General features: G+C 58.4%; 23 protein-coding genes, 1 tRNA gene and 2 pseudogenes. 17 read left to right on the top strand and 9 right to left on the bottom strand.

What is annotated here, in order from left to right; all coding sequences use genetic code 11:
- Positions 1-129: 129 nt before the first annotated feature.
- The 9 genes from ACERIT_RS12315 to ACERIT_RS12275 all read left to right on the top strand — a co-directional run bounded on the left by ACERIT_RS12315 (position 130) and on the right by ACERIT_RS12275 (position 3,814).
- A tRNA-Val gene (locus ACERIT_RS12315) sits at positions 130-204 on the top strand.
- A gap of 305 nt (positions 205-509) precedes the next feature.
- Positions 510-932, top strand: coding sequence for a hypothetical protein (locus ACERIT_RS12310; RefSeq protein WP_373675158.1), 423 nt, complete (start codon positions 510-512; stop codon positions 930-932).
- A 268-nt stretch (positions 933-1,200) separates the two neighbouring features.
- Entirely contained in the window at positions 1,201-1,737 is a 537-nt protein-coding gene (locus ACERIT_RS12305; protein ID WP_373675157.1) for a hypothetical protein, read from the top strand.
- Entirely contained in the window at positions 1,730-2,332 is a 603-nt protein-coding gene (locus tag ACERIT_RS12300; protein WP_373675156.1) for a DnaJ domain-containing protein, read from the top strand. Before ACERIT_RS12305 ends, ACERIT_RS12300 begins: the two co-directional genes overlap by 8 nt.
- Positions 2,322-2,561 carry a hypothetical protein gene (locus ACERIT_RS12295; protein ID WP_373675155.1) on the top strand — a complete coding sequence of 80 codons (240 nt, stop codon included), beginning with the start codon at positions 2,322-2,324 and terminating at the stop codon, positions 2,559-2,561. The genes ACERIT_RS12300 and ACERIT_RS12295 overlap by 11 nt, the downstream gene beginning before the upstream one ends.
- Complete coding sequence (locus tag ACERIT_RS12290) at positions 2,551-2,754, top strand: hypothetical protein (RefSeq protein WP_373675154.1); 204 nt, start codon at positions 2,551-2,553, stop codon at positions 2,752-2,754. The genes ACERIT_RS12295 and ACERIT_RS12290 overlap by 11 nt, the downstream gene beginning before the upstream one ends.
- Complete coding sequence (locus tag ACERIT_RS12285) at positions 2,741-2,968, top strand: hypothetical protein (RefSeq protein ID WP_373675153.1); 228 nt, start codon at positions 2,741-2,743, stop codon at positions 2,966-2,968. The genes ACERIT_RS12290 and ACERIT_RS12285 overlap by 14 nt, the downstream gene beginning before the upstream one ends.
- A 66-nt stretch (positions 2,969-3,034) precedes the next feature.
- Positions 3,035-3,625 carry a hypothetical protein gene (locus ACERIT_RS12280; RefSeq protein WP_373675152.1) on the top strand — a complete coding sequence of 197 codons (591 nt, stop codon included), beginning with the start codon at positions 3,035-3,037 and terminating at the stop codon, positions 3,623-3,625.
- 39 nt (positions 3,626-3,664) lie between these two features.
- A complete protein-coding gene (locus ACERIT_RS12275) occupies positions 3,665-3,814 on the top strand; it encodes a hypothetical protein (RefSeq protein WP_373675151.1) in 150 nt (49 codons plus the stop codon).
- Positions 3,815-3,819: 5 nt separating this feature from the next.
- Here the strand turns inward: ACERIT_RS12275 and ACERIT_RS12270 are convergent, their stop codons facing one another.
- The gene (locus ACERIT_RS12270; RefSeq protein WP_373675150.1) at positions 3,820-4,170 is read right to left on the bottom strand and encodes a type II toxin-antitoxin system PemK/MazF family toxin; all 351 of its coding nucleotides are present in this window, start codon (positions 4,168-4,170) and stop codon (positions 3,820-3,822) included.
- A gap of 16 nt (positions 4,171-4,186) precedes the next feature.
- Positions 4,187-4,456, bottom strand: coding sequence for an AbrB/MazE/SpoVT family DNA-binding domain-containing protein (locus ACERIT_RS12265; protein ID WP_373675149.1), 270 nt, complete (start codon positions 4,454-4,456; stop codon positions 4,187-4,189).
- A 411-nt stretch (positions 4,457-4,867) separates the two neighbouring features.
- Between ACERIT_RS12265 and ACERIT_RS12260 the strand changes: the two genes are divergently transcribed.
- Together ACERIT_RS12260 and ACERIT_RS12255 are read left to right on the top strand one after the other, a co-directional pair.
- Positions 4,868-5,206 carry a DUF6516 family protein gene (locus ACERIT_RS12260; protein ID WP_373675148.1) on the top strand — a complete coding sequence of 113 codons (339 nt, stop codon included), beginning with the start codon at positions 4,868-4,870 and terminating at the stop codon, positions 5,204-5,206.
- Between the two features lie 24 nt (positions 5,207-5,230).
- Positions 5,231-5,680 carry a hypothetical protein gene (locus ACERIT_RS12255; RefSeq protein WP_373675147.1) on the top strand — a complete coding sequence of 150 codons (450 nt, stop codon included), beginning with the start codon at positions 5,231-5,233 and terminating at the stop codon, positions 5,678-5,680.
- A 299-nt stretch (positions 5,681-5,979) separates the two neighbouring features.
- Here ACERIT_RS12255 and ACERIT_RS12250 read toward each other — a convergent pair whose 3' ends face one another.
- From ACERIT_RS12250 to ACERIT_RS12240, 3 genes are all read right to left on the bottom strand, one after another.
- Positions 5,980-6,570, bottom strand: a complete 591-nt coding sequence (locus tag ACERIT_RS12250) for a tyrosine-type recombinase/integrase (RefSeq protein WP_373675146.1) — start codon at positions 6,568-6,570, stop codon at positions 5,980-5,982.
- A gap of 205 nt (positions 6,571-6,775) precedes the next feature.
- Positions 6,776-7,060, bottom strand: a complete 285-nt coding sequence (locus ACERIT_RS12245) for a hypothetical protein (RefSeq protein WP_373675145.1) — start codon at positions 7,058-7,060, stop codon at positions 6,776-6,778.
- Between the two features lie 378 nt (positions 7,061-7,438).
- Complete coding sequence (locus ACERIT_RS12240; RefSeq protein ID WP_373675144.1) at positions 7,439-7,876, bottom strand: hypothetical protein; 438 nt, start codon at positions 7,874-7,876, stop codon at positions 7,439-7,441.
- Between the two features lie 432 nt (positions 7,877-8,308).
- Between ACERIT_RS12240 and ACERIT_RS12235 the strand changes: the two genes are divergently transcribed.
- The 5 genes and pseudogenes from ACERIT_RS12235 to ACERIT_RS12215 all read left to right on the top strand — a co-directional run bounded on the left by ACERIT_RS12235 (position 8,309) and on the right by ACERIT_RS12215 (position 11,357).
- Positions 8,309-8,698, top strand: coding sequence for a hypothetical protein (locus ACERIT_RS12235; RefSeq protein ID WP_373675143.1), 390 nt, complete (start codon positions 8,309-8,311; stop codon positions 8,696-8,698).
- A gap of 89 nt (positions 8,699-8,787) precedes the next feature.
- Positions 8,788-9,615, top strand: a complete 828-nt coding sequence (locus tag ACERIT_RS12230) for an IS5 family transposase (protein WP_373675142.1) — start codon at positions 8,788-8,790, stop codon at positions 9,613-9,615.
- A gap of 119 nt (positions 9,616-9,734) precedes the next feature.
- The gene (locus ACERIT_RS12225) at positions 9,735-10,610 is read left to right on the top strand and encodes an EamA family transporter (protein WP_373675141.1); all 876 of its coding nucleotides are present in this window, start codon (positions 9,735-9,737) and stop codon (positions 10,608-10,610) included.
- Positions 10,611-10,616: 6 nt separating this feature from the next.
- Positions 10,617-10,765 (top strand): annotated as a pseudogene (locus tag ACERIT_RS12220) (acyl-CoA dehydrogenase family protein); the annotation flags it as partial.
- 163 nt (positions 10,766-10,928) lie between these two features.
- Positions 10,929-11,357 (top strand): hypothetical protein, encoded by a 429-nt coding sequence (locus ACERIT_RS12215; RefSeq protein ID WP_373675140.1) that lies wholly within the window; start codon positions 10,929-10,931, stop codon positions 11,355-11,357.
- A gap of 584 nt (positions 11,358-11,941) precedes the next feature.
- Here the strand turns inward: ACERIT_RS12215 and ACERIT_RS12210 are convergent.
- Positions 11,942-12,112 (bottom strand): hypothetical protein, encoded by a 171-nt coding sequence (locus ACERIT_RS12210; RefSeq protein ID WP_373675139.1) that lies wholly within the window; start codon positions 12,110-12,112, stop codon positions 11,942-11,944.
- A complete protein-coding gene (locus ACERIT_RS12205) occupies positions 12,112-12,330 on the bottom strand; it encodes a zinc ribbon domain-containing protein (RefSeq protein ID WP_373675138.1) in 219 nt (72 codons plus the stop codon). The genes ACERIT_RS12210 and ACERIT_RS12205 overlap by 1 nt, the downstream gene beginning before the upstream one ends.
- Positions 12,331-12,436: 106 nt before the next feature.
- Between ACERIT_RS12205 and ACERIT_RS12200 the strand changes: the two genes are divergently transcribed.
- A complete protein-coding gene (locus ACERIT_RS12200; RefSeq protein ID WP_373675137.1) occupies positions 12,437-12,823 on the top strand; it encodes a hypothetical protein in 387 nt (128 codons plus the stop codon).
- A gap of 113 nt (positions 12,824-12,936) precedes the next feature.
- On the opposite strand, the gene ACERIT_RS12195 is transcribed toward ACERIT_RS12200, so the two are convergent.
- The gene (locus ACERIT_RS12195) at positions 12,937-14,208 is read right to left on the bottom strand and encodes a potassium transporter TrkA (RefSeq protein ID WP_373675136.1); all 1,272 of its coding nucleotides are present in this window, start codon (positions 14,206-14,208) and stop codon (positions 12,937-12,939) included.
- Positions 14,205-15,480, bottom strand: a pseudogene (locus ACERIT_RS12190) (potassium channel family protein). The gene ACERIT_RS12195 and the pseudogene ACERIT_RS12190 overlap by 4 nt, the downstream one beginning before the upstream one ends.
- Between the last annotated feature and the right edge of the window lie 28 nt (positions 15,481-15,508).

Genomic DNA, 15,508 nt, shown 5'->3' with positions numbered 1-15,508 from the left:
GCGATCGATCGCCGGAAACGGCACCCGATCACGACCGTGTTGATCGATCCGGACCCGCCGCTGTCGCCGATTCGAAAGGTTCAATTACGTCCCCCGGATACGAGAAAACGCGCCAGACAAGCCGCGGTCGGGTTGGTGGTCTAGTCTGGTTATGACACCTCCTTGACATGGAGGAGACCGGCAGTTCAAATCTGCCCCAACCCATCACCTTTTAAAGGCGATCGCAAGACGGCGAGACCCCTTTATATCAACGGCGACGAGAGAGGGTGGTCTCCGTGAGTAGCGGATCGAAATCGCCGGAGAGACCGGACTCAGCGGCTGTTAAGGCCGTCTGTGACTTTTGCGGGGGTACATCGAAGACGGCGAAAACTGTCCTGCACGTGATAAAGGGAGGTGCCGGCCATGAACCGGTTCTGCGAACGCTGTGGAACCCGGATGCGAACGGGAACGCCCAAACTCGGGACGATCCCGACGACCTACTGCCCGGACTGTGATGGAGGGAGGTTCGAATGACCGAACCGACGTCCGTCACGCCGCTCGACTTCGCCGCGAAGCGCGATGCGGGCTCGGCAAGTTGGGAGCGAGCGGATCCAACCGCGGCGCTGATCGAACGCGTCGCGTGGAACTGCTGGCGAGTCACACTGCCGGACTCCAAGAACACCCACGAGATCCGCCTCGAGCGCGACCACGGCGCGTTCGTCGGCGAGTGTGAGGTTCTCGACGGCGACGACCGCGAACAGTGCCCAGCGCGGAAGTACAACGATCCCGACGAGCCGTGCGCCCACCTGTGTACGATTCGGAAGGCCGCGTTCGTCGAGATCTCCGACGTCCAAGGCGAGCCGGTCACCGTCTTCGAGACCGACGACGTCGCGACCGCTCGTGCCGACCCACACATCGAGGACGCGATGCTTGCGGACGGAGGTGAACGATGAACCTCCGGTTCCCCTGTTTCGAGTGGAACAAGTGGAACGTACGAGTCGTACGACATCGAAGAGGAGTCGTACGACACCGTTTCCGGCGTTAGTGGGACTTTCGACGCCCATGCTCCCAGATTTGGAAAGTCGTACGAACATACGGGGGGTGCGAGGAAAAGTGCCCACGTGACGCAGGTGCGTATGTGCCCGCAAACTTGGCACGGCGCGCGCGCTGCCGCGCATTATGCGCCGCCGGACGTCCGGGCGTGCGTCGGGGGGTGGGCCGATGAACTCCCGCGTGGCGAAGGCGACGATCGAGGACCCGGAGATCCTCGAAGCACTCGAAGAAGCCGAAGAGGAACACGGGTCGATGGCTGCCGCGCTCCGGCACGCAGTCGCGACGACGTACGCCACCGACGCCACCGACGACACCGACGCCCGTGACACCAAGCACGATCTTCCGGTGAAAGCCGTCGAAGGCTACCGGAAGTTGGTCGAATGGACCGGCGTCGGCGGCCGGATCGAACTGGAGACGGCCGAGTCGATTCTCGCGAACCACCTTAACGTGCAGAAAGCGGCGGTTCGGAAGATCGTGATCCAGCCGCTCAAGCGAGAAGATGTCGTCGTGCTCCACCAAGGCATCCACCACGTGTCGATCGTGGTCGGACGGCTCGATGACGGCGCGACCACGGAAACGACGTCGACGCCCGCGGACGGCGAGGCAGTCGCGGACGGGGGAAACGTCGACACGGATGACGTCGAGAACGCGCGCGACCGGCTCGACGAGCTGGCCGCAGCCGGCGAGGAGATGGCCGATGAGTAGCATCGAGTGGCCGACCGGCTTCGAGCGGACGTCGGCGGACACTCGCGAACGGAACCGGTCGTTCGAAGCGACGATCGCGGACACGACGTCGGCGATCGCGACCGAGATGGATCGAATGGGCGTCGACGACTGGCGCGCATCGACCGGTAGCGGTGGTGCGTACACACTCGAGACCGGGCTCCCGAAGCACAACGCGAATCCGGAAGATCCCGGCTTCGTGTTGCGGTGGAGCGACGACGGAGAGCAGTTCGCGGTCGCCTGTGATGCGTACTCGCGACTTCGTGACAACCTACGGACGGTCTATCTGTGGGTCCACGAGACGCGAATGCGCGGACAGCGGTCCGTGAAAACGGGCGACGCGGAATTCGCGGCCGCACGGCTCCCGCCGGCCGACGAGACTGACGACGTCGTGGTGGCCGACGGCGCGACCGAAGCGCCGCATGAGGTACTCGAGATCCAGCCGGACGCGAGTGAGGCAGTCGTGAAAGCGGCGGCTCGCGAGAAGAAGGCGGAACACCACCCGGATGCGGGTGGGGACGAACAGGCGTTCAAACGCGTGGTCTCGGCCGCGGAGGTGTTGCTCGATGGCGAGTAACCAGCGCGTGGTCGGTGCCTCCGAGAACGTTGACGCCGGCGCCGCCGCTCGCGAACGGCAGCCGTACGAGATGAACGTCGACGAACGGCGCGTGATCGTCTGCTACTGCTGTACGTGTGAGGAGTCGAAGACGATGCTGATGGAGGTCGGCGATTCGAGCCCGTGGGAACACGACGCGAAAAATCCCGCTCACGTCGTCGAGTACTGGAGGGAAGACGATGCGGAGTAGTCGGAAAGTGGGCCGCCGGCTGGAGGCACTGAAGCGGATGCGCGCTCGCTGCGAGGACCACGATCTCGAAGCGGGTCCGGTGCTAGAAGCGCAGATCGACCTGCTCGAGTGGGTGCTCGAGTGCAACGAGACGCGTCCCGCGAAGCGTGCGAGGAGCGACCGGAACGACGGAGGCGAGCATGGCGACGCGTGATCGAACGCCGGAGACGGCGGCGCCCGAACAGCCGACCGTGCTCAATGTCGACGTCGTCGGCGATCGTGTCCTGGCGAGCGTGGAACGTGGCGACGTCTCGATCGTCGTGGAGGGACCGGCCGGGATCTCGGCCGAGGAACTCGAGGAGACGATCGAAGACATCTCCGAAAGTATCGAGCAACCGATCGAGAAGTTCGCGGGAGGCGATCGGTGATGCCTGCGACCTTCGAGGCGAACGGTGTGAGTCGACTGTTCAACGGTATCGCTATGGGGGACGATAATGCCTGAATGCTACAAAGATGCCTCTTGGCTTCGAGAACAGTACCACGACCGCGGAAAATCGTTAAGCAAAATCGCTGAGGAATCCGACCGCCATCTGACGACGATCAAATACTGGATGGAGAAGCACGAGATCGACCGTCGCGCTGCGAAACCACCATCTACTGACTCGGATGTGGCTGACGCGGAGTGGTTACGGCAAAAGTATCTCGAGGAAGGGCTGTCGACCCGAGAGATCGCTGAAGAGGCCGATGTCCATTCCACGACGGTTCTGAAGTACCTCAATAAACACGGCATAGAGACCCGTCCAAAAGAGCGGCACAGAAGTACTCAGATGTCGGTTTCAGTGAAACGAGATGGATACGAGGTCATCCAACACCGGGAGCCGGACGGAACGGTATCCAAGGTGTTTATCCACCGGCTCGCCAGCGTTGCGTGGTTCGGTCTTGATGCTGTTGCAGACAACGTTATTCACCACGCTGACCCTGAAGATCACGGACGACCCGGAGTACCGTGGGATAATCGTGAATCGGTACTGCAACCGATGTCGGCACAGGAACACGGACGACTACATAATCACGAAAATGGATAGTTGGGCTGTCTGCTCTTTGAGTAAGGAGCCGATCGAACTATGAGCCCGGACCGTGATCAGGAAACAGAGCCGATGTACCGGTGCAAGGACTGCGGCTGGACCGGCGACGAGTACCGAATCGTCGACGACGGGTCGACCGGGGGGACAGCTGTCTGTCCAGAGTGCGAGGGTCAGTTGGCGACCGGCTAACGCACTTACAGCCCGAGACTGGTCTTAATTGCCGCATCAATCTTTGCCATCCGAGAGGAAGGAACTGAGCCGATATTTTTCTTCACCCGCTTGTTGACGTCCACAACCCGGATCTGGCTGAGGTCTACCACCGAATCGTGATTTAGCGCTGTATTCGATGACAGTACCTCTACTTCGAACGGGTACGTGTTGCCGGGTGTGTATTGCTTCGTGAATGGAGCGATGATCGTGGTCGGAGAGTTTTTGTTCCCCACGTCGTTCTGGATGATTACACAGGGTCGGTTCGTCCCCTGCTGCTCGCTTCCTTTCGTCGGAGTCAAATCAACAATAACGATGTCGCCGCGACGTACCTTCACGCACTAACACCCAGGGTCACTCGCTCCAGTCGGGGGTATCCCCGAGGTGGTCAGTCGCTTCCGATGACGCGGGCTCCATCTCCTCGGCCAGCTGCTCTGAGCGGTCCGCACGTTCTCGGTATCCTTTCGCGAGTCGCTCTTTGTCCGTTGGGGGTTTGATAACGATCTCGTTGTTCGCTTCCACAAACTCGATCTCGTCTCCGCCCTCGATGCCTCGACGATCGCGGAGTTCCTTGGGGATCGTCACCTGTCCTCGATCACCTACCTTTCGCTTATGCCCACGCATAACGATACATACTTTTTTCATACTTATAGTGTTAGCGGTGATTGGTCCGAACCGGATTCGGGTGGAGGTCCAGAGACGTTCAAACGCGTGGTCCGGACCGCGGTCTCAGCGGTCTGTTCGGAGTGCGAGGGTCAGCTGGCGATCCGGTAGACAGGTTCGGGAGTTCCCAGAACGACGATCTGTTTATTCGTTGGGTCGTACTAAAGTCGCGTATGAGGAAGAGCGATCACCGGTTGATATACCGGCGGATCTCAGAGACCTCCCTCAAGTCGTTTCGGGCGAATGGGAAGGGTACGACGTGGTGAAATGGACTGGTGGAGAGGTATCGTATGAGTATTGGGAGTGCGACGACTGCTATTGTTCCAGAGACCAATGGTCTTATTGTATTGGCCTGTGTACCAATAGGTGAGGATGGCCTCACTGACCGACGACGACCTCGATGGCGTGAGCGAGGGGAGGAAGTACCCCGACGGGACCGTCGTCCGCGTGTTCTGCATGCGGACAGACCGTGACGCGTACCCGTCTGGGTGGGCCTACAAGCTCCACTACGGCGCGACTGAGCCGGACCCGCCCCGCACGCTTGACGATGGGACGATTCGTCGGTACGACAACTCGCACGAGGACACGAAAGGGCACGAACTGCACGTTGCACCGGACCCCGACCCAGACATCATCAAGTTCCCAGGGATGGTCGAACTCTGGGAACGATTCTGGAGCGAGATCCCGAAATCCGAGTTCGAGGTCAAGTGAGGCCATCACACTACGGTGATACCCATGAACGATACCACGCCGCCGCTGCACCCGATGGAGCGCGAACAGCTTCGGGCCGAATCAACCCTCGTCGTGACTGTAAAGTCGTCCAGTGAGTTCCACGACGACGTCACCGACGGGATCGAGGCGCTCGAACGGGACGAGGCGGTGGATTCCACGCCGACGCTCTCGTTCAGCAGCTACGACGACCTTATGGAGACGCTGACGCCGCGCGTCCTCGATCTCATTGAAGCCATCCGCCGGGAAGAGCCCTCCAGCATCAACGAGACCGCACGGGTTGTTGACCGAGACGTGAAGAACGTCCACGAGGAACTCAGTCGGCTCTCCCAACTGGGAATCATCTTCTTCGAGGAAGACGGCCAGAGTAAGCGCCCGGTCGTCTGGTTCGACGAACTCGTCATCAACCTCCCGTTCGATCCAGAGGCTGGCGACACGGCAGCCGCTGCACCGTAAGAATCTACGAGTTTTTTCGCCGTATCAGATCGCCGTACTGCACCACGCGGGCGGGTCAAGAATTTAGTAAAAAGTATCTTAGGAAACCTGTCGACCAAGATACTCAATCTGCTCTCCAACGTGACTTCCTTAGATTCTTGGGAATTACGTAGTGATCTCAGTGGAAACGTACCAGAGTTCGCTCAAGGTGGTCTGAGTCTATCGCTTAAATTTAGCTAGCTGCTCCACGAGTCATCACGACACGTTAGCGGGTTTATGTCGCACGAGTCCAATTACCGGGGTGAGATTTACGACAATGATTACAGCCACTCGACTTTACCCCGCGCACGCCGCTGTGCAGCCGGACTGTAAGTCCCTTTGTAGTGATCGAGGAAGGTCTCAAGATCTTCCCAGCCACCCCAGTCGAGAACGAGTAACGGATCCACCTCGTCGTTTGCGAGGGCTGTGGCCCACGTCCGTCGGAGGTCGTGCGTCGAGAGGTAGTGCCAACCTTCGTCGCCGGTCTCCTCGGCGAGTTGCTCGCGAGCAGCCTGGATCCATCGGCGGAACGATCGGATCGAGTCGATCGTGAGCACGGGCTCGTTGCTCGGAGCGTCGCGGACATCGCCGATCGTCGTGATCGTGGTCGCGAGGTTGGCGGGCGCTGGCGTTTCGCGGTACTTGTCGCCTTTCCCTACCCACACGCGGATCATGGCTCCGGCGTCAGTCTGGACGACGTCCTGGGGAGCGACGTCAAGGATCTCTTTCGAGCGGAGCCCGCACCGTGCGCCAAGCTCGAACCCGACACGTTTCTCGGTATCGTCGGCGGCGGCGACGAGCCTCTCGACGTCGGACTGACTGAGCCACACTTTCTTTCCGGCTTCGTCTTCGTCGTGATCCCTCAAATTCATCGCTCGTCCGGTTATCTCGCTATCCGGCCATAAAACACGGATCGAAGGGAATTTCGGGGTGATTTTAGGGTGGATCGGGGGTGATTTCGTCCGGGAAGTAGTGTCTTCCCGGACACTCGAATGACGGTTGCTCCTGATTCAGACTACGCGAATCACTCAATTCAGGGGATATCTATCGTGGTGAGTGAGAGAACAAGTGCTGAGGTCAGGGTGTTTCGTTGTCAGTTGCTTCTTGCTCTTCGATTTCGTCAATACGATCTTGTAACTCTTCGACTGCTTGTTCATCAACAGTTCCCCAATAGGCGACGATGATGATGCTGAGAACAAACACTATTCCCCACCCGAGGGTCGTATACTTGTCCGGAACGTAGAGATTAAATATTCCGTCAATTACACCTTCTAACGAGAAGACAATAATAACAGGGCCGACTACTTCTCGGGGCAAGAAGTGGTTGAGATACGCTTTGAGAACGCGAGTGTTTACGTCCATATTGCTACTATCTCAGCTGAATAATTAATCACTGTCCCCATTTGCTATGTCGGACTCTGGACCACAGGTAAACACGTTCTTACGGTTGCTACAGCCGTGCTACTGTGAGACCGTTAACCGCGAATTGCTCAATCCAAGGGACTCGCATATCGAGCAGTTCGTTGAATTACTCACTACCGATATAAACGGCTCGTAGGATCAATGAATATTTGAGCTTACAGAATACTTACCCGTCTTTTGTACCTATCTTGAGTACCGATGAATCGACGGCGATACGTAGCGATGAGTGTCGGGATAGTTGGTAGCTCTCTCGCTGGCTGTACAGCACTTGCGAAGGAAACGGAGTTGACGGAGCCAACTGAATCCCACGATGACCATTCAGTTCGTTTCGTGTATGACCACGAAGATGAGACACTCGTACGGGTCTATTTCAACAAGCGACCGGATACCCCGTGGAAAAGCGTCAACGAGACACCGGACTCTCCAGCGTTCCACCGACTTCGAGTCGGGGTTGAACAACCGGGTGACGTTAGGCTTGACAGCTATCGCTTTCGGTTCAAGCCCGCTGGGGATGCATCCGCTAATATCTATCTGCATCCACCTGAACTCGGCCACGAAGATACGTTCGATACTTACCGTGATGCCGACTGGACGGTAGTTGAGGCCGAATACGATGACGGGACACCTGTCGGCACAGGTTTTGAGATACTCGTCTACAGCGATGCTGAGAGCGGCAATGGCTCTGCCTCGATTCGCACCGACTACGAACTTACCTTCTCTGGAGATGGATATCTCGATGGGTCGTTCGTTGCTCAAGCTCAGACAACGATCGCTCTCGAACAGACAGAATAACCGTTCGGCTGTCAGAGAGATACGATACTGATCACTACTTCGTTACATGATGTGTGAACTACGGCGCCTGCATGGAACACTGACTTGATGCACTGGGCTGATCCGGATACGTTCTATGCAAGAGATGCGCTCTATATCTTGCACGACGCTACGAACATCCTCTGCAAATGGTAGGAATCACAGCGGTCAGTAAGCAGTCTTCATTGAGCAGCTGTTTCATCGTAACTATGTCTGAAGAATTGTATTTCAACAGAGCCGAAGATTTCTCGTTTGTGGATAAACGTGAAACACCCGATACTCAGTCTAGACAACTCATATAGTAGCTCTCCTCACTTTGACTACAATCTTCTTTGAGCTAAGAGTAGGTATATATGTAAATCATTCATCTTGATGTCTATGGTCTCAACACCATCGACTGAACAAAAATTTGACCTTAGTATTGCGGTTGGTGCTTTTATATCACTCTATTGGATCTTGTACATTGATCCGCTCACCGGTGAGTTGCTAGGACTCACACTTGGTAGCCTCCCCGTTCTCATTGGTGTATACCTGTATGTTGAACCGGATCAGTACGTCCCCCAGGGTCTGACTGGGCTGGCTGCCGTCGCATTAGGCGGCGCAGCTCCAGCAACGATCCTCTATCAAACCCCGGCAGGAAACTGGTTAGTTGGGAGTCAACCGCTTCCGCTCTCGCTTGGAATCATGCTGGTTGTCATCGTTTCTACACTCGTGGGGCGGCGGTACATACAATCAGCTGTTGGTTCACACGACTCAATACCTTCCTGACCGCTTTGAAGGGCTCTGGTGAATCGCTGTAAGGCGGCAGGATAGGTCGTTAAATCAAAGGAAGTGAAGCGGGAAATCGGCGATGCTTGATGTCGAAGATTTCCCGCTTCACGAGCAAAGCGGTGTCGTTAGCTAAAAATGCTGTTGGTGGCCGAGGCGAAGCCGCCGCCCCCGAAGGGGGTGGGGGCTTCGCCGACTACGCCGTTGTTTCGCTCCACTGTCTTCGGATTTACCTAGAGAAATCCTACCTCGAGGCGCTCGATCTGCTGAGTGAGATGACGCATATTTTGGCCGAGATCGGTCTCGAAGAGGGCGATCTCTCGCATCACTCGACGTTGGTAAAGGCGTTTGATAGGTTCGAGATGGAGATCTGGCGAGTGCTGCTGCGCCTCTCGGCGCAACTGCACGACACTGCTGATCACGCCGCGATGGATGCAACGTTTTTCGACCGCGAAACCGCCAGCAAGCACTACTGCCGCCGGACGAACTACCGCGTTCAAACGGTGAAAACGACCGCGCTCGTCGATACAAAAACGCAAGCAGTCCTCGACGTTCACTGTACGACCGAGAAACGTCACGACACCCAGATCGGCTGGCAACTCGCCCTCCGCAACGCGGGCGAGATTGCCAGCCTCGCCGCCGACAACGGCTACGATTGGCAGCAATTACGCGAGAAATCACGCGAAGAAGGTGTGAGACCGCTGATCAAGCACCGGGAGTTCCGACCCATCGATTGCGCGCATAACGCGCGCATCGATGGGTCTCTGTACGGCCAACGAGCACTGTCTGAGACCGTCTTCTCGACGATCAAGCGCACGCTCGGCCACGCGGTGCGTGCCCGAGCGTGGTACCGCGAATTTCGTGAGATCGTTCTGATGTGTGCGGTCTACAACATCAAGCGAGCCGTGAAACAGTGAAATCAAACGCCTTCTGGCGATTCACCAGAGCCATTATATCAGGCCTGGTCGTCATGGTCGATCTGCAAAGAAGGGCCGCGGAGCGAACGCTTCTTGGCGCCGGATGAGGTAGCTTGCATGTGAGTCTCGGGATCGCATACGCTGTCGCTTCGGCATTACTGCTCGGCAGCTATCTTTATGTCATCAAACGCTACTTCTCGCGGTACCCCTCCCCGGTGTACATCGTGCTTGTCGAGGGGTTGGCGTTCGTCTGGTATCTCCCAGTCGCGGCGTTTACTGTCGATGGTGGGTATCTTCCGCCCGGTGCCGATCTGTGGCTGTTCGCCGTCATTCTCGGCGTGTCTGGGATGACCGGGGTAGCTATGCTGTCGTTCTTTGCAGCACTCCGGCGTGGCGCGGTCTCGTATGTCGCCCCGATCAGCAAGATCATTCCTGTGTTCGTCCTTCCGCTGGAGGTCCTCCTGCTCGGCCAACACTTGACCCCACTGCAAGTCACGGGTGTCCTCGTCGCGACGGCCGCCGTCTACGTCGCTAACTACCAGCCTGGGGAACTCCTCGAACCGTTCCGGCGAGCCGCGACGACGACTGCCGCGCAGTTGGCGCTGGCCAGTGCCGCCGCGTTCGGCGTCGTCGACGTGGGAAAGCGCTACCTGATGCAGGAGCTCGCGTTGTCGCCCCAGACGTTTCTCCCAGTGATGTTCTTCGTCGTGACGCTGCTCGTCGCACCGTTTGCGGCTCGCGCGCCCTGGCCGGCCGAAACCCGGCACGACCTCCCGAAGTTCGCCGCTGCGGGGCTACTCGTGGCCGTCGCCAACCATCTCGTGTTGCTCGCCTTTCAGCTGCTGCCCGCGAGTATCGGCTCGCCGATCGTCAACACACAAGCTGTCGTGGCTGTCTTGCTCGGTGGCGTCCTTCTGCAGGAGGACGCCTTTCGTATCCGGCTGGTCGCCGCCGGGCTGGCCGTCACCGGCATCACGCTGATCACGCTGGGCTGACCCGGTGCCGAGCAGGGAATGAAACTCCACGGCGGCCGGTCCGTGCTGACTGACCGACGGATTGCCCGCGTCTATCGGGCGTTCGGATCCCGGTCATCTACGAGGGGGCCAACGATGTCCAGCGGAACCTGATCTACCGACAACAACCTGGCTGAGGAGCAATCCGGCTTCGATAGCTCGATACCCGCGGAAGACAATACCCTAAGTTTCCAAAGACCGGCCTTGTTGAAACCCTCACTATGTGATATGTTTCGGCAGTCCTGCTGAATACACAGCGCGAATCTCGGAGGGCTTTTGAAGTCCAATTTCGGGCTCCTAATGCAGCTATTTGTAAGAATCCGGATCTACCGAAAGATCTTCGGCACGACCATCGGGACCCGAATCTCGGTCATTTTGTTCGTCTCGATGGCGGCGACCGGGTTCTTCATCTACTATCTGTTCAACGCTCTCGGTCTCTTTCCAACGCACGTCGCAGCGGAACAAAACGGCGGCGTACAAATATTTGGCGTCAAGCCGGTGACGATCCTGAACGTTGTGTTTCTCGGTATCGGTGTTGTTTTCGTTGTCTTGCTCGTTCGGGGTCGGAAGGGAGCACCGGGCGACCGTGTCGTCAATGATCCCGTGACAGGGGCTGAACTCGTCGTTAAGGACGCCGAGTGCTGTACGGTACACGATGAGTCGATTTACTACTTCGATAGCGAAGAATCACGGACACAGTTTAAGAATGATCCATCAACATATCTGTAGTGGTGAACATATCCGAACCTGACGATTTAGCTGTATGCAGGCGCTAAGCCCCCACCCTCAACGAGCGCCGGGCTTCCGACGGGTGTCGGAAGCACAAGCGAGTAGGGTGGGGATACAGCGCCGCCATCGTTTATTTTCGTGTGAATCGGTGTCCGTACTACTCCGGCGGTTGAATGCGGTAGTACGATGCTCGCCACGCCTTCGGCGTTGTTCAACCGCGACAAGAAGCGTGCAACGTCGGTTGTGGTCGAGTGTCCAATCGGTAGGAGTGGGACACTCCGAACCGCCTGTACAGGGGAATCGCCTGCGGAGTCTGGAACCACGGTGCCCACGTCGGGTACAAGCTCCGACGCACAAACAGGAAGTCCCGACCTCAACAAGCGAGGGCCGAGTAGGCCCGAGCGCGGTCGGTCGGGGTAGTTCACTTGTAGCTTCTTATATTGGAACAAAGCTCGCGCTCCGCTCCTACTTTGATGACGAAGAGTTTGAGGTGTCAGATGTATTCAGAGTCGAAGATGACGAAGGAGATCAATAGACTAAACCTACCTGCCTCCGTATTCGAAGCGGTGATTCCTGACTAGCAATTATCGCTCGTCTCGGTCTTGCAAATCCTGACGGGCTGCTTGCTCCGCAGCTTCACGATCCATCGTCGCCCGCTGAGTCTGCTCTGCACGGACGAAATAATAGAGGACAAACGGCGCGACGACAGCGAGAAGCAAGACGAGCACGAAGAGGCCGATGCTGACGGCAGGCATCAGCCAAGGAATACGTCCACAATATCGCTCGTCCCAGAGGTCGTATCCCGATAGAGTTCGGAGTAGCCGCAGTTCGTACAGGAGACGACCTTGAAGCTATTCGTCTGTATATCGAACATTTTCGAGAGGCCACCGCCGGTCGTGGAAATCTTCCCGACGTCTGTCTCTGTATGGCCACACTTCGGGCAACCGCGATCGGTGTCGGCATGGGGTGCCATAATCAAAAGAGATAGCATTGAGTACATCAATTTTTCTCTAACTCAAATGCCCGATTGAGTGACCGACACGCCCGCTGTTATCATGACGGAATCCTAACCTATAATTATGCTTCGCAAGTTGCTCACCACGATCTGTACTATTGAGGTCCTCGCTCCGGAAGCGCTCATCACCTCTGCCGAGCGACTTGCACTCGATAATCCCAGAGACTGTGACTGGCGGTCTTGGGTGACGCCCGGGGCTCGACTCGAAGGTCTGGTCTTTCTTGGGATGATGTGGCGGAGTGATGCGTCGTATTCGGCGTTCAAGAAATTCCTCGGACTCATCGGACTCCTTGCACTCCTCTACCCACGCACCTACGTGGACTATGGGGGGAAAGTAGCGTACACTAACGAATCGACGCCCGAGTGGAAGCCGTGGGTGTACATGGGGACACGTCTCGTCGGCCTGATCTACGTCATTATCTCCCTCGACGAGTTGCGGAGTGAGTCATAAGCACGTCTATCGAGCGGGTGATTCAGCCGGTCTAGTATGTACAAAACATCTTCTCTCTGCTGACTTCCCCCTCTCTATTCAGCAGATAAAGTAAATCACATTGCCAACAACTGTTACCGCTCGTCGGAGGGAGTGACGTCGTCGTCCGCGTGTTCCCTCGGCTGCGTCTCCGATCCCGGCGCCGTTGTCATCGACTCGAACCGCCGGAGAGCGTCGGGTCGACCGACGAGATAGACGATATCCTCCGCAGAGAACGTATAACTGCGCTGCGGGATAGCCTGGACGGCTGCATCCGGTGGTTTCACCGCGGCTACGACGGCAGCGACGTCGCCGACGGTGGTACCGATCGCCTCACTGCCCACCTCGACGGTGATGGCCGTCATCGTCTCGGCGGCATTTCGTAGCAATGAGGCGAACTCGCGGTCAGCCTGCGGTTCCACCGGGAGGGTGACGAGTCGATACGTCGTGGTTTCGTCGAGTTCGGCGGCATCCGTCTCGTCGAGTGCGAGCGTGACTACGTCGCCGGCGGTTGCTCGCAACTCCGCGTTTGCCGCTCGCTTGGGAGCCTCTCCGCCCTGCCAGACCTGGACCACGTCGCCGGGCGTGGCACTATTCGCGGGGTCGGCCTGCACAGCGACCGCTGCTGAGCCGGGCGCGAGGGTCGGCCCGATCCCGGCCGCCCGCGACCCCACCGAGAAGTACTCGACCTCGCCGGACTCGGAGAGCTCGATGTCGACATACCCGATTCCGAAATCCTCCTTCAGCCGTGTCGCGATCCGATCACGAAGCTCCGTGACGGTGAGCCGGTTCGGGAACAGCAACGTCTTTTCGGCCATCTTCTCCTTTTTCTCCGGCAGGACGGGATCATAGCCCTCCATATCATCGATAGCTTCCAGATCCGGGAGTGTGATCGCTGTAACGCGGCCGACCGTCCGAACGACGCGATTTACCTCGCCCTCCAGCTGTTTGGCGCCCGTCAGCGCAAACATATTCCGCCCGAAAGAATCGCCAAGTCGTCGCCCGGCCATGGCGACTGAAGCAGCGATGATGAGGGCGACGATGTTGAAAAGCATCGTGTCCACGTCGTACAGAGATATCTCCTCGCCACTGATTACCGCTCCCAGTGAGGCCGTGTTGAGATACAGCGCGACGACTGCGCCGCCCAGGATGATCGCGACACCTTCGGGGACGATGTCTCGAAAGTACCAGCGGTATACTACCGCGCTTACCGCCGCAGTGATGATAGACAGAATCGCGAACACCACAAGATAGATCCCGATGTCGACGACGGACGACTCGAACGTCACCCCTGCACCGGGGGCCTGTCCGATCAATCCGAGATCCACGACAAGGGTCGCGAGCACGGTCTCGAGAATGCCAGTCATTTCGCGACCTCTTCGAACCTGTCGAGCGCGTCTCGCCTCCCGATGACAAACAGTTCGTCACCCGCCGATAGCGACTGTGATCCGCGAGGGGCAACCTGCCACCCATCGTGACGGGCCGCCACGATGACGACGTCGTACGCTTCCCGGACGGCAACGTCGCCGATCGTTTGACCGTCGAGTGGACCCTCCGGCAGGACCCTCACCTTGCGGAACTGCTTCCCTGCGCGTCGAATCCGAACTACGATCAGGTAGCAGCGTCACTAGTTCGAATTCTCGGCGTGTGCCGCGCGACAACACGAGTACGCGGCCGTGGTCGGCCCGTAGCAACGCCTTAGCCTTGGACCGGTCGACGGCAACGGTGACGCGCCCCTCGCCGCCGTCAGTGGTCCCAGCTCGTGGCGGTACGCCAGCCGTCGGAGCCACCTCCGCGCCCCCACCGTCCGTCCGTCCGTCGTTCTCTTCGTCCGGTGTCGACGCAGCCGAGTCGGTTGGTTTCGACGCTGGCTTCTCTCCCGACTTCGCTGAAAGGATCGTTCCGTCGACGGTCGTGTCCGGTGTCACAACGCTGACGACGTCGCCGCGGGCGATGCCGGTCGGGACAAGTGCGGACACCGATACGGCTTGTGTCCCGTGGGGCACGCGTTTGGAGAGTCCGCCGATCGGCGGGGCGGCGCTTACCGTCGCGTGAGCTCGCTCGTCCATCGTGACGCTGGCGTCAGCCAGACTTAGCTCCGTCCGCAGGCGGTCTGCGAACCGGGTTTCTATCTCCTCGAGTGGCAGGTCTGCGGGGAACCGCCACTCGCCGTCGACGATAGTCTGTCGCGTCTCTGCGGGCAGCGGTGGATACCCCTCCATGTCGCGGACATCGCCGGCGACCGTAACGCGGACCTGTCCCCGGCTGCCGACGCGTTCGATGACGTCGGCCGACAGGGTCCGATCGCGCAGTTTACGGATCGATAGTCGTCGGGGGACGGAATCCCCAAGCTTGTCACCCTGTGCGTGGGCGTAGAGGGAAAGCATCAACACGATAATGATCGATGTGAGTATCGCGGGTGCACGCTCGGAGGATCTGACAGTCGGATCGTTGAGTGCAAGGAGCCCGCCGTTGACCCCTGCGATAGCGAGCGCGAGAACGACGACACCGAATCCAGGAATTGTCACCCCGGTAAAGTACTTGAACACAAATCCGAGAATACCGGAGACCAGTGCCGGGATGATACCCGTGAGAATCCCGAGGTAAATCCCGAAGAGGATCTCGACCGGAAGTGCCATACACCCGTCTCGACCGGGGAAAGTAAAC

The sequence above is a fragment of the Halopenitus sp. H-Gu1 genome (assembly GCF_041821145.1).
Lineage (GTDB): Archaea > Halobacteriota > Halobacteria > Halobacteriales > Haloferacaceae > Halopenitus.
The sequence above is the reverse complement of the archived record's forward strand: the minus strand, read 5'-3'. Positions and strand labels throughout refer to the sequence as shown.